Source organism: Haliscomenobacter sp. (assembly GCF_965225875.1).
Lineage (GTDB): Bacteria > Bacteroidota > Bacteroidia > Chitinophagales > Saprospiraceae > Haliscomenobacter.
Window position 1 is genome coordinate 296313 of sequence record NZ_CBDDBS010000003.1, and the last position, 12957, is coordinate 309269.

Consider the following 12957-nt stretch of genomic DNA (forward strand, 5'->3'; position numbering starts at 1 on the left):
CAGCGAAACTTTTTATACAATTCATACGCATACATAAAAATAGCTGGATTTTGCTAGTAGGAAAATAGATGCTTAGTATTTTTCGGCATATTTTAAATTGGCACGCCAAGTAGGTGCTTCGCCATTTTTTGACCAATACTCCAAAATTTCTATTATTTTCTCCCCTGCAAAGTTGAAGAAGGAGGTGATGAAATAACTTTCTGGAGTAGTATTGGAGTAAGCTTTGACGACAGTTACAATAGTTCCTTCTTTTATTTCCGAGAGGATATCAATTTCTTCAATGCGCCAAGGCTGAGGATTTGCCTCGTGTGTTTTTATAAATGCATCCCGAGAACGAAATACTTCACGGCAATTAGGCTCCCATACCACTGCATGTTCATGCATCAGGGTAGCTGCGGCTTTGAAATTAGCTTGGTCGAAATGATCCCAATATTTTCGGACTAATTCTAGTTTTGATAACATTCTGCTTGTGTTTTTTAGTACTTGATGTGCTGCATTGATTTTAATGAGCTACCAAGGCGGCATAAAATTAATGCTATTTGCTGATGAAATATTACTTCGACCTGCTTTTTGTTTTAAGAACGGGTTTGAAATTTTACGTTTATTCCATCCCTTCTTCAAACTCCACATCAAACCAGTCATCCTTGAAGCCGTCAATTTCGCGACGATCTTTTTTGGTGGGGCGACCAGTACCTCGATCGCGAAATTCGGAGCCACTTTTCCCCACAAACCAATCGTTGTACTTGTTGAGTTCCGCCTCGGGTGTAATGTTGTCGTAACAGGTGATGGCGATGGGGGCTGCAACCCGGTTTTTGAGCAATTCCAGTACTTTGAATTGAAAGTTGAAGCCATTTTTTTTCAATTCAATGATTTCTCCACGGCTAATGTTGTAGGATGCTTTGACGGAGACGCCATTGATTTTCACCCGTCCACCTTTGACGGCATCATTGGCCAGGGTACGTGATTTGAACATCCGCACGGTCCAAAGCCATTTATCAATGCGAATTTTATCCATGTGTTATTGTTGCAATGGTGGGTACGCCAGGTCCAGTTTTTCGAGGGTTTCCACCATGGTTTTGGCAATGAGGTAATCGCGATACCAGCGCTGATCAACGGGCACTACCGTCCAGGGAATGCTACTTTGGTTCAGCGCGTCTTCGTAACAACGCATGTATTCGTCCCATTGTTCCCGTTCTTTCCAATCTCCGGCGTTGTGCTTCCAAAATTTTTCAGGATCAGTCAAACGTTGTTTGAGTTCAATTTCCTGTTGTTCTTTGGAAATGTGCAACATAAACTTGAACAGAACAGTATTGTTGTCGTATACCAATAACTCCTCGAAGGCGTTGATGGACTCGATGCGTTTTTTTACCCGATCCTCGTCAATCCATTTGTGCACACGTTGAATGATAATATCCTCATAATGAGAACGATTGAAGAGGTGGATCATGCCTTTTGGCGGAGCATTTTTATGAATACGCCATAAAAAATCGTGGGCAAACTCCTCCTCAGTGGGTTTTTTAAAGCTGATGACACTTAAACTATTGGGGTGGCATTCCTTAAATACATTTTCCGCTGCGCCATCTTTTCCACTTCCATCCATTCCTTGCAGAACCACCAATACGCTGTATTTCTTTTGGGCTGTGAGCATTTTTTGCAATTCACCCAAACGTTCGACATAAGCCCTGGTTTGGTCTTTGGCCTCCGATTTTTCTAAATCAGAGGGAGCATCCGTAGAAATTTTATTCAGCTTGATCATTGAGCAAAGGAATGAAGTGAAAAATTAAGACCTGCTGGAGGCGTTTGCCCCAAGCAGGTCCGTAAAAATAGAAATTACCCCTAATAAACAAACTAATTTTTTGTAAACGCGTAATCGAGGTCTTTTACTTGAGCATGGCAACTATTGCACAAATTGGAGCTATTACGGGTCGTAATTTTGCCGGCACTATCCAGATGAAACCACTCCCAACCATTGTGATTGGAGTTGTAAGTGCCACCGCGTTTAACCATGGCTACAATACCGTACCCACCCTGGACTTCTTTGACTAAAATGGTACCGTTTGGATATTGCCCATTTTTGCTGCGAGTGGCATCAGCTTGTTTGATCCAAATGGTTCTGGCTGCATCGGTATGGGCTCGGCCGTCCTCAGATAGCGCTTTATTCAGTTGTTTGACTACAGTCCAATTGCGGAAATTTGCAAAATCGGCATCCGTGGCCACGTATTCCACTTGTGGGGTAGGGTTGGGGTCATCGACGACCTTTTCGCTCTCACAAGCACTCAGGACGAGGATGGCACCAAAAATCAAAAGGGCATAAATAGAAATGGATTTGGTCATGATTGATTAGGTTTTACTGCAAAAAAACAGTAAAACCTCTTAGCAGAAAGTCGGCACAAAGACGCTTTGGACGGAGCCATTGTCGCCTGAAATACTTTTAAACTTTCATTCTGGCCCGTTTCACCAGATAGGTCTGCAGGATATTTCTGAAACCCTGGTGGATGTCCGCTTCAACGAAATCAATTTGATACTGCAGGCAGCGCATCTTGAGTTCGTCCATGAATTTGGTCATTTGTTCCAGGTAATGTTTTTTGATTTGATTGGTTTGCAGGCGCAATTTTTCACCCGTTTCCATGTCAATAAACAGGTAAGGACGGTTTTCAAATTCGAACTGGATTTCTTTGGATTTGTCCACCGTATGGAAAAGTACAACCTCGTGTTTGTTGTGCTTGAGGTGTTGCAAGGCGGAAAACAGCGTTTCCATTTCCGCGTGGTGCTCGAACATGTCACTAAAAATCACGACTAAGGAGCGCTTGTGGATAGAATCAGCGATTTGATGCAAGGCATCAGCAGCAGCAGTCGTTTTGTTGCGTTCGGGGTTGTTAAGCAACTTATCGAGGTGCGACAACAACAAGCGGTAATGGGTAGTACTGGATTTACAGTGGGTATGGATATTTACATCGCTGTCAAAAAGGGTGAGACCAAAAGCGTCGCGTTGTCTTTGCAACAAATTCATCAGTGCGGCAGCTGCCAGCGCCGAAAAATTCAATTTGTTGACATAGGGTTTTTGGCCAGTATCTTCCGGAAAATACATCGACGAGGAGCCATCAATTACGATTTGACAACGCAGGTTGGTTTCTTCCTCAAAACGTTTGGAAAACATTTTATCGGTACGGGCGTACACTTTCCAATCGATATTGCGGGTACTTTCGCCCTGGTTGTAGAGCCGGTGTTCCGCAAACTCTACTGAAAAACCGTGGAAAGGGCTTTTGTGCAAACCAATGATGAAGCCTTCCACTACCTGTTGGGCCAGCAACTCAAGGTTGCCCAAATCACGTACTTCGTAATTGTCGAGTAATTTCATGGTAGATTTTAATAAAAAACGCAGAAAAGCCTTTAGTGTTTTGAGGCACTAAAGGCTTTAAAGAAAAGCATTATTTGCGGTATATTAAAAGATGCTGGATTTTTTTTGTTTAAACCACTCCAAAAAGCGATTTAACCTGAAACATCCGCCATACTTATGCTACAACCGGAGCCAATGCGGCATCGAGTTTGTTTGCCAAAACCTGTTTGGTAGTCAAACCGACGTGTTGGTGAATTACCTGGCCATCCTTGAGGATCAGCAGGGTTGGAATGCTACGAATGCCATACTTCATCGCCACTTCTGGGTTGTTGTCGACATCCAATTTGCCTACCAACGCTTTATCTTTATAAGCATCATACAACTCTTCGATGGTTGGAGCAATAGCACGACAAGGTCCGCACCAGGTAGCCCAAAAGTCAACCAATACTACGCCTTCCGAGGCCTTTTCAGTGAAGTTTGAATCCGTGAATTCGAATGCCATGTTGTGACAGTTTATTGATTTAAAATTTATTTCGTTTGATAACAGTTCAGACGTTGATTCGGTTCCAAAGATACTCAATTGGCTTGACTTAATGTCCGCATATCGACAAGTGTAAATGTTTTATCTTTGAAAAATTTTAGTGCCAAAAGGTGGTTGCTTTTGTAAAATGTAGAAAATGAGGAACTTGAAGTGGAATTTGTTTTGGATGATTGCGGGTGTATTTGCCTTGCTGCTCAAAACTTTTTTAGGCAATGGTTCGAAATGGGTTGAACTGTGGTACAGTCGTGGATTCTTTATTGGCGTAAGGTATTTCTTTGATTTACTGTCTTGGATACCTTTTCCACTGATGTATTTGTTTTGGGGGATAGTCCTTTGGGCGGCATGGAGGAAAGTGCAAAGCTGGCGTAAAGCTGGTTTTAAAATCGGTCAATTTATCCTTGGAACTTTCTCTTTTATAGGGGCGCTACTGTTTTTTTTCTTTGTACTCTGGGGCTTCAATTACGGCCGCTTACCCATTGAGCAACAACTTGGCTTGAGGTTAAAACCCTTGAGCAAAACCGAGCTGGGGGAAGCATTTAAAAAAGAAACGAGCAATTTGATAGCTCTCCGGGCCAAAATTCCCCAAGCCCAAAACCGAGCGCTGCGCCGCTCAGATTTCCCGGTAAAACTGGAAAATACCTTGCGCGAAGGATTGGAAGCCTGGTTGGCTGCGCACCAATTTCCTACGGCAGGTAAGGTGAGGGGGCGTTTGTTGTACCCTCCTGGAGTGTTTTTGCGCTTCAGTACCGCTGGCCTTTATTTCCCGTACACGGGGGAGGGTCATGTAGATCCCGGCTTACACCCCCTGCAATGGCCTTACACCATAACCCATGAGATGGGGCATGGCTATGGTTTTGGTGATGAGGGGACCTGCAATTTTTTGGCACTCATAGCTTGTGATGGGTCCAAAAATCTGGCAATTCGATATTCCGGCCGTTTGAACTACTGGCGCACTCTCGCCGCACAATACCGTCGTTACGACCCAGATGCTTTTGGCCTCACCAGGGATCAGCTTCCCCTAGCCATTCAATACGATTTGGATGCGGTCAATGAAGCCATGTTGCGCTTCCCGGACTTGATTCCTAACCTACAGCCACGCATTTACAATGCCTACCTTAAAAGCCAGGGTATTGCGGAGGGCGTTTTGAATTATGACCGGGTGGTGATGCTGGTGGAGGCGTATGGGAAAGTGAAAAGTGAAAAGTGAAAAGTTAATGGTGATGAGTGAGAAGTGATGAATGATGAATTGCTGCCGCAGCGAGATTGTCAAAGTTACTGCGGAAGCAATTCATCATTCATCACTTCTCACTTATTTACCCCCCCGCCTTTTTCGTCTGCGTATACCCTTTTTCCAATAACAACTGCACTACCCGGTCGCGGTGATCGCCCTGGACGATGATTTCTCCATCTTTGGCAGAGCCACCTACACCACATTTGGTTTTGAGGTACTTGCCGAGCTCCTCGAGGGCCGACTGGGGCCCAGAGAATCCCGTGATCAAGGTGACCTCTTTGCCACCCCGTTGTTTGCGGTCGATAAAAACGCGCAATTTTTGCTGGTTCGCAGGGGCTTCTGTAGCTTCTTCCTCTTCTTCGTATTCGTATTTGAAGTCAGGGTCAGTGGAGAAGACTACACCGATTCGGCCTTTGTTGTCCTTGTTGTCTTTTTTGCCCATGAGACAAATTTTTTAAAGTGAAAAGTGAAAAGCAAATAGTGAAAAGCGGCTACCCCATTTGAGTTTCATTGCTTCACTTTTCGCTTTTCACTTTTCAAGTATTGAATGATTGCATCAAATTGATCAGGAGAAAAAGTTTTCCAAAACCCATCTCGACGCATCCAGGTGCCCTGGCGTTTGGCGTAGCGACGGCTGTTGCGTTTGATGAGTTCAATGGCTTCTTCGCGGTTTATGTCGCCTGCAAAATAATCAAACAACTCTTGATAGCCTACAGTTTGCAAGGCATTCAAATGGCGCTGAGCATACAGGCTGCGTGCCTCTGCCTCCAAACCCGCATTGAGCATTTGATCAACTCGCTGATTGATTCGTTGATACAACTCCTCGCGAGGCAGTTCCAACCAAAGGTAAATCGGCTTGAAAAAACGAGGTTCGGCCTGTTGGGTGCGGAAGCTGGAAAAGGGAAGACCCGATGCCCGATAGACCGAAATAGCCCGAATCAAGCGTTGGGGATTGGCGCGGTCTACTTGTTCAAAATAAACAGGGTCTACTTGTTCCAACTCCTGTTGCAAAGCAGCAATTCCTTCATTTTGATACAATTTTTCTACCTCGGCACGAATGAGATCTGGAACCTCCGGAAACTCGTCCAGGCCTTCGCACAAGGCTTTGATGTACAAACTTGAGCCACCAGCGAGGATCACAACCTGATGTTTCTGGTACAAACGAGCCAATAAAGCCAGGGCATCCCGTTCAAAATCGCCAACACTGTAGGTCTGCTCGACCGAAAGACTATTGATAAAATGGTGGGGTACTGCCTGCAATTCTTCCGGACTAGCTTTGGCCGTACCAATTGACATTTCCTGAAAAAACTGCCTGCTGTCTGCAGAAAGTATCTCCGTTTGAAAATATTGAGCCAAACGAATGGCCATAGCCGTTTTGCCGCTGCCAGTAGGTCCACCTACCACGATGAGGTATTTTGGTTCCGAAAAAATGTGCTTTGGCTCCACCGTGCTTGACTTTGAGGATGCAAGTTGGAAAAGTTTCCTCATTTTCAAAAATCAAAACTATTTCATAGCTGTTCTTTAACTTTGCCCAAAACCTGATCGCAGATGTTTTATTACCTGGTGCGTCCATTAGCCCGTTTGGGAACCTACCTGTTTTTCCAGAAGATCTACTTTGCCAACGAGAACCGGATTCCTCGGGATAAACCGGTTATTCTGGCCATCAATCATCCCACGGGATTTATGGAACCCATCATCATGGCGGTATTGTTGAAAAAACCACTACATTTTTTGGTAAGAGGTGATTTTTTTTCAAAAAAAATCTACGGTGCTTTGCTGCGGGCACTTCACATGATTCCAATTTTCCGCATGCGGGATAACACGGGATTTAGTGGGGTGAAAAGTAATTTCTCCACTTTTGAAGCTTGTTACGCAGGTCTTAAATCTGGAAAAATCATCATGATTTTTCCAGAAGGCCGCACCGTACTCGAAAAACGGCTGCGCCCCTTGCAGCGGGGCTTGGTGCGCATTGCATTTGGAACGCTGGAGCGATACCCTGAGTTGGAAGATCTCTATATTGTACCAGTTGGAGTCAATTTCACCGATGGAGAAAGGCCCAGAGGTAAGGTAATGATCAATTTTGGAGAACCCCTTTCAGCCCGCTCTTTTTACCGGAACGGTGCTGCTGTGGAAGGTGATCAACTGTTGGAAGCATTGGCCCAGGCGATGGCGAAAAACATCATTATTGTAGAAGATCCTGCCGATGATGGTTTGGTTGAACAATTATTGATCCTGGATCGCAGTGAACGCAAAGAGAAACTTTTTCCAATGGTCGAAGACGCTACTGATTGTTTGTGGCGGGAGAAAAACATTGCTGATCGCATCAATTCAATGGAATCTGGAGAAAAAACGACGCTCAAAACCCAGACTGAAACCTATTTTAAAGCACTAAAAGCTGCCCAAACGAATGATAAAGCGGTTGCAAAATCTGGCTACACTCAATTTGGTATAGGTTCATTGCTGGGGCTGATTCCAGCATATTTGGGGTATGTTTTTGGGTTTTTACCTGCACAACTGGCTTATTACATCAAACACAAACAAGTACGCCGGCTGGAATACAAAATGCCAGTTTGGGCTTGTGCTAGTTGGGGTGCTTTTTTGGTCTACTATCTTTTTTGGCTAGTGCTTGCAGCTACTACTGGGCAGTGGCTGATCCTGCTTGGCTCAGTTTTGCTAGGTGGGTTGGGCTGGTTTGCCTTGTATTATTTTGAACACCTCGTGCAATGGCGCAACGAACAAAAGTTTAAAGGCCTTGAGGAGAAACTTCAACAACAATTGCAAGACCAGCGCCAGCATTTATTGCCATTCATTCAAAACAATTGATCCCAATGGATGCGTTGCGATAAGTGAACGAATCGAATTGATGCTCCAGATAAAGACCTGGCTCTTTTCCGGATCGTAGTAATAAGCGTTGCTGCTACTACCTGGAATCGGTCCTTTAACAATACCAATTAGCTTTCCTTGCTTATTGACTACCGGGCTACCTGCATGACTTTCTACGAGATGCGCATTGCTCAACCAATAAGCAGAATCAACACTGGAGGCCCGCAAATGGGTTCCATAACTCAAGCGCAAACTATGATCCGCTTCAGGATAAGCTGGATAATTAGGAAGGATTTCACTCATGGCTCGGGCCAATTCATTAGCTTTTTGAAAAGCAATTTGCCGGGCTTTTTCCATTTTGGGTACCACTTTCTCAGCGTAAAAATGCAGCATACTGTCTACCAACTGTACTGCCGGGTCGGTAGCGATATGGTCGATGTTTTCTAAAAAATCCTGGTTCAATAGGCCTGCAATTGCTTCGGGTTGGCCAAATTTACTTTGAATCAATAAGGTTTCGCTCAGTTTGGCATAATCCTTTTGAGCATAGATGGCCTGCCGGATGGCGTAGGGTGAAAGATGTTCGGCGGGTAGTTGCGTAAAATACCTTTGAAGCAACTCCGGTAACAAGAGTTCATTTTCGGTGGCGGGCAAACGTTTAAAAACTTCCGGGAAATACTGACTTTCCTGATAAGTAGGCAATCGATGTGTCGAAGTGCCCATCCGTCCACGCCACATGGTGAACAAACGTACCGCTTCGAAAAAACTACAAGGACTATAAATGATCCCCTTGGTATAGACTTGTGCAGGTGCATAGCGCTGCAACTCTAAAAAAGCCTTTCTGCAAGAATCCAGAACTGGACCATAACGCGTTTTAAGCTGAGGGTTGCTGCTCAACTGGTGTCTGAATTCGGCATCCCACAAAGCACGTTTAGGTAGGCTTTGTTCCAAGGGGCTGATGGCTTCATAACGCCGAAAGACCCCATCTTCGGTAATAAAGGGTGGGCGGGTTAAATAAGCCCCCAAAGCGCGATCCAAATCCTGATGGCATTTGCTCAAGGAAAGTGCGTATTGCAATTCAAAACTCGGGCGGTGAATAGAAGAACTCTGAGGATAACCCAACACCAAATGTGGTTCGTCTGATGGTTCGGCCTGCTCCCTTGGAATAAAAGTCAGGTAACTTAAAAGATCTTTATTTTGCAGTGGATTGTCCTCGAAGCGGAGCAAGACAGCGACCAGGGTTTCTATTTCTCCCGTTGGAGGAAAACGGACGACTCCAATGATTTCGGCATTACTCAATAATTGATATACCTGCTTGTACCATTTTTGCCCTGTTGCATCGACAGAACGGGAATATTCGTTCAACGAAAAGTGGGATTCAAAGCTTGGGCGATCAGGCTTGGGGATGGAGTCCGATTGTAAAAAAACTTCCGGAAGCCCATTTAAAAAAATCGCCTCCCCAGGCTTGGCCAGCCAAACTCCATTTTTCATGAGTGACCATATGCTATCTGGTATCAAATAAGTAGGCAAAACCCCTAATGCGAGGTTTTGGTCATTAACAAAAACGGCATTTCCTTCTGGTAGATGTATAACCGCTTCTGCCAATCCGCGATGCTCTGCCGGGCGGATGTTTTGGGCTGAAAAAGGCAAACCAACTACCGCCAACTTTGGCTGAAGTAACGCCAATTGGTCGATGCTCCAGAAGCCTTCCTGTGCGTTTGAAATGATCGAAATGGCCAATAGTAAAATGAGAGAGAAAAAATCCTTCATGTTTTGCTGCGCTAGATAGGATAACAACGCAATTTTTAGATTTTTCGCCAAAGCAGAAGTATAAAAATAAAAAAAGCCAGCTCAATGAAGAACTGGCTTTGTGCCGAAGAAGGGACTCGAACCCCCACGCCCGAAGGCACACGCACCTGAAACGTGCGCGTCTACCAATTTCGCCACTTCGGCATGGTACCGGAGGCGGGACTCGAACCCGCACACTGTTGCCAATACTGGATTTTGAATCCAGCGCGTCTACCAATTCCGCCACTCCGGCCTCCTATCAAGATTATGCAAAAGATCGGTATCTCTTGCTTTGCCCGCCTTTTTTCATCAGCGGTGCGCAAATGTAGAAAGGTTTTCTTTTATGCGCAATAGGTAGCGTTTTTTTAAGTAAAAATTTTTGATCTGATTTAGTTCCTCAGGGCCTGATTTTTCTTCAGAATAACCTTGAATGAGGCCTTCAATCGTGTCAAAAAGTTCCTTTTCGGCGCTTTCAACTTCCTGTTTTACAGCGTCAAAAACCGCCTGGTCGAAATCAAATTCCAGTTCCATCAACTGCTCGTTGATGTCCATCATTTCGAGTAAAAAATTTTTTGGAATTTCGTTCTGACCTTCCACCAAAAGTCCTTTTTCTTCCAAAATGTACCTCATCCTTTGATCAAAATCGCTCAAAGTGCGATAAGCTTCGTTGTTGAGACTGGACAATTGGAGGATCTCCGCTTGTTTGGCATCCGATTCCAGCGTGTAAAAATCTGGGTGGTACTTTTTGCTGTTGCTCAAGTAGCGTTTGCGCAAGTCAGACTCGTCGAGTACGAAACGGACGGGGAGATCGAAGAATTGAAAGAAACGCATGAGGGAATTTGAAAGGGTTTAGGGAAGTTGAGGGAGGTTGATAAGGTTGAGGCTACCACAGCCACTTGGACTTATCCTTGCCTAAGCCGCTGCGGTAGCCTCAACCTTCTCAACCTCCCTCAACCTCCCTAAACTTTATTTAAATATTCTGAAAATATCCAAGCCATTCGCAAACAACACCAAACCGATTACGATGACGAAGCCCACGATTGTGGCGTACTCCATAAATTTATCGCTGGGTTTGCGGCCAGAAACGATTTCGAAGAGCAGGAACATCACATGTCCACCGTCGAGGGCCGGAATGGGCAGGAGGTTCATAAAGGCCAGGATAAGCGATAGAACCGCCGTCATGCGCCAGAAACGTTCCCAATCCCAGATGTCTCCAAACATGGTGGCAATGGAGGCAAAGCCACCTAAACTTTCAGAGGCCTTGATTTTTCCACGGAACATCTGGCCAAAGGCTTTCATTTGATCGCCCAAAAAGCTGACACCTTTTTGTACGCCCATCGGCATGGCTTGAGCCAGGCTGTATTCTTTACGCTCTACCTTGAAGTAATAAGCCGGTTCGTACGACTGAACGCCGATTTTACCTTCGGCAGTGGTAGTCAGCGGAACATTCAGGGTATCCTTGCTACGGATCACTTTTAGCTCAATCTTCTTGCTTTTTAAAGGCAACACCATTTGAGAAAACTCGTGGTAGTAAGGCGTAGACTTGCCATTTACCCCAATCACCTGGTCTTTTTCCTGCAATCCTGCTTTTTCAGCTGGAGTTTTAGGTGCAACTTTACCGATCACAAAAGGCATCCGTACGGTGTACAAGCCCTCATCTTTACTTTCGTAGCTCGACAAAATTTGGACAAACTTGGGATCGATAGGCAAGGTCATTTTTTGACCTTCACGCTCAATCTCCAGATTTTTGGCGTTGTTGATTACGATTTCGCGACGCACCTGATTGTCACCAAACTCGGTCAAAGCTTTACCGTTGATACCCAAAACGTTGTCACCATCCTTCAAACCCATGTCTTTACCTAGCTTACTCACAGCAATTCCGTATTTGGCATTTTGAGTAGGCAGATACACTTCACCCCAGGTCCAGAGTACCATCCCGTAAAGGAAAAAGCCCAGGATAAAATTGACCGTAACGCCGCCCAACATGATGATCAGGCGCTGCCAAGCTGGTTTGGAGCGAAATTCCCAGGGTTGAGGAGGCCCGGCCATCTGTTCACGATCCATACTTTCGTCGATCATGCCCGAGATTTTGACGTAGCCACCCAAGGGTAGCCAGCCAATGCCGTATTCAGTCTCGCCTTTTTTTATTTTGAAGAGGGAAAACCAAGGATCAAAGAAGAGGTAGAATTTTTCGACGCGGGTTTTGAACCAGCGTGCTGGAAAAAAATGCCCCATTTCGTGCAACACTATCAAAATGGACAGGCTCAAAAATAATTGACCCGCCATAATCAAATACCCCATAATTGTTTTTTGATTTTATTTTCGCAGTTGTTTAACATTGTGGGGGAAGTTAAGGTTTGCCCCATTTGGGCAAATGTAAGAAAAAATAGACTTGTGAAGCCTCTACGGGTTGGAGCAAGTCTTATATTTGGACGAAATGCCCAAATTTTTCGAACTAGGCCCAATGCCCAAGCGCCCTTGTATTCATTAGTCTGTCAAGTTTAACTTTTATTTCGCCGTATGAACATTTTTTTTGCTTCGAATATTGTAGGAGACTTATTGGAGTTTGATGAGGAAGAAATTCGCCATCTGCTAGTGCTGCGCTATAGTCGCCTGGATCAAATTCAGGTGGTGGATGGCAAGGGCAATTGGTATGTTGCCGAATTGGTAGACTTGGGTAAAAAACGGGCTGTGGCTAAAGTGATTGAACGTACTTCTAGTTCCCAGCGCAAGCCCTATCACCTCCACCTCGCCATCGCGCCGACCAAAAACATAGATCGGCTGGAATGGTTTTTGGAGAAAGCTACGGAAATTGGCGTGGATGAAATTACGCCCATCCTTTGCCGGAATTCAGAGCGCACCCAGGTACGACTGGATCGTTTGGAAAAAATCCTACTTTCGGCGATGAAGCAGTCGCTCAAAGTTTTTTTACCGAAATTAAACCCTTTGACCCCGCTCAAAACGTTTATACAGGAGCAGGAAAATTTTGCCGGGCAAAAATGTATTGCTTGGATCAGCGACCCGCCTGGAAAATTGTTGCAACAAACGTATATTCCAGCGCAAAACGTGATCGTTGTTATTGGTCCGGAAGGTGATTTTTCCCCCGACGAAATTGAATTGGCGCAGCAGCACAATTTTGTACCTGTAAGTTTGGGACAAAGTCGACTGCGCACCGAAACTGCGGGTGTGGTGGCGGTCCATACGATTGAATTGATGAATGGCTATTTGCCCTAAATAATC

14 protein-coding genes and 2 tRNA genes are annotated in these 12957 nt (G+C 45.0%); 3 read left to right on the forward strand and 13 right to left on the reverse strand.

The features are described from left to right. Positions 1 to 72: 72 nt before the first annotated feature. From ACO08K_RS21735 to trxA, 6 genes are all read right to left on the reverse strand, one after another. Positions 73 to 462: a nuclear transport factor 2 family protein gene (locus ACO08K_RS21735; RefSeq protein ID WP_421798571.1), complete on the reverse strand. Its 390-nt coding sequence runs from the start codon at positions 460 to 462 to the stop codon at positions 73 to 75. 139 nt (positions 463 to 601) lie between these two features. After that, the gene (locus tag ACO08K_RS21740; protein ID WP_421798572.1) at positions 602 to 1015 is read right to left on the reverse strand and encodes an RNA-binding S4 domain-containing protein; all 414 of its coding nucleotides are present in this window, start codon (positions 1013 to 1015) and stop codon (positions 602 to 604) included. A gap of 3 nt (positions 1016 to 1018) precedes the next feature. Next, a complete protein-coding gene (locus ACO08K_RS21745; protein WP_421798573.1) occupies positions 1019 to 1756 on the reverse strand; it encodes a PPK2 family polyphosphate kinase in 738 nt (245 codons plus the stop codon). A gap of 92 nt (positions 1757 to 1848) precedes the next feature. Beyond that, entirely contained in the window at positions 1849 to 2334 is a 486-nt protein-coding gene (locus ACO08K_RS21750; protein ID WP_421798574.1) for a cytochrome P460 family protein, read from the reverse strand. 97 nt (positions 2335 to 2431) lie between these two features. Next, positions 2432 to 3358 carry a DUF58 domain-containing protein gene (locus ACO08K_RS21755; protein WP_421798575.1) on the reverse strand — a complete coding sequence of 309 codons (927 nt, stop codon included), beginning with the start codon at positions 3356 to 3358 and terminating at the stop codon, positions 2432 to 2434. Between the two features lie 154 nt (positions 3359 to 3512). After that, complete coding sequence (gene trxA / locus ACO08K_RS21760; protein WP_421798576.1) at positions 3513 to 3839, reverse strand: thioredoxin; 327 nt, start codon at positions 3837 to 3839, stop codon at positions 3513 to 3515. A gap of 175 nt (positions 3840 to 4014) precedes the next feature. Here trxA and ACO08K_RS21765 point away from each other — a divergent pair, with 175 nt between their 5' ends. Then, positions 4015 to 5085 (forward strand): DUF3810 domain-containing protein, encoded by a 1071-nt coding sequence (locus tag ACO08K_RS21765; RefSeq protein WP_421798577.1) that lies wholly within the window; start codon positions 4015 to 4017, stop codon positions 5083 to 5085. A gap of 106 nt (positions 5086 to 5191) precedes the next feature. Here ACO08K_RS21765 and ACO08K_RS21770 read toward each other — a convergent pair whose 3' ends face one another. Further along, a complete protein-coding gene (locus tag ACO08K_RS21770; protein WP_421798578.1) occupies positions 5192 to 5551 on the reverse strand; it encodes a translation initiation factor in 360 nt (119 codons plus the stop codon). 65 nt (positions 5552 to 5616) lie between these two features. Beyond that, entirely contained in the window at positions 5617 to 6555 is a 939-nt protein-coding gene (miaA, locus tag ACO08K_RS21775; protein WP_421798579.1) for a tRNA (adenosine(37)-N6)-dimethylallyltransferase MiaA, read from the reverse strand. Between the two features lie 102 nt (positions 6556 to 6657). Between miaA and ACO08K_RS21780 the strand changes: the two genes are divergently transcribed. Beyond that, on the forward strand, positions 6658 to 7932 hold the full coding sequence (locus ACO08K_RS21780) for a 1-acyl-sn-glycerol-3-phosphate acyltransferase (RefSeq protein ID WP_421798580.1): 1275 nt from the start codon (positions 6658 to 6660) through the stop codon (positions 7930 to 7932). Here the strand turns inward: ACO08K_RS21780 and ACO08K_RS21785 are convergent. The 5 genes from ACO08K_RS21785 to rseP all read right to left on the reverse strand — a co-directional run bounded on the left by ACO08K_RS21785 (position 7906) and on the right by rseP (position 12018). After that, the gene (locus ACO08K_RS21785) at positions 7906 to 9699 is read right to left on the reverse strand and encodes a S46 family peptidase (RefSeq protein WP_421798581.1); all 1794 of its coding nucleotides are present in this window, start codon (positions 9697 to 9699) and stop codon (positions 7906 to 7908) included. The two genes, ACO08K_RS21780 and ACO08K_RS21785, sit on opposite strands and share 27 nt — an antisense overlap. A 101-nt stretch (positions 9700 to 9800) precedes the next feature. Then, a tRNA-Leu gene (locus ACO08K_RS21790) sits at positions 9801 to 9882 on the reverse strand. Position 9883: 1 nt separating this feature from the next. After that, positions 9884 to 9970 (reverse strand) — tRNA-Leu (locus tag ACO08K_RS21795). A gap of 56 nt (positions 9971 to 10026) precedes the next feature. Beyond that, entirely contained in the window at positions 10027 to 10548 is a 522-nt protein-coding gene (gene hscB, locus ACO08K_RS21800; RefSeq protein WP_421798582.1) for a Fe-S protein assembly co-chaperone HscB, read from the reverse strand. A 135-nt stretch (positions 10549 to 10683) separates the two neighbouring features. After that, positions 10684 to 12018 (reverse strand): RIP metalloprotease RseP, encoded by a 1335-nt coding sequence (rseP, locus tag ACO08K_RS21805; protein ID WP_421798583.1) that lies wholly within the window; start codon positions 12016 to 12018, stop codon positions 10684 to 10686. 219 nt (positions 12019 to 12237) lie between these two features. Here rseP and ACO08K_RS21810 point away from each other — a divergent pair, with 219 nt between their 5' ends. Then, positions 12238 to 12951, forward strand: a complete 714-nt coding sequence (locus tag ACO08K_RS21810; protein ID WP_421798584.1) for a 16S rRNA (uracil(1498)-N(3))-methyltransferase — start codon at positions 12238 to 12240, stop codon at positions 12949 to 12951. Positions 12952 to 12957 lie beyond the last annotated feature (6 nt).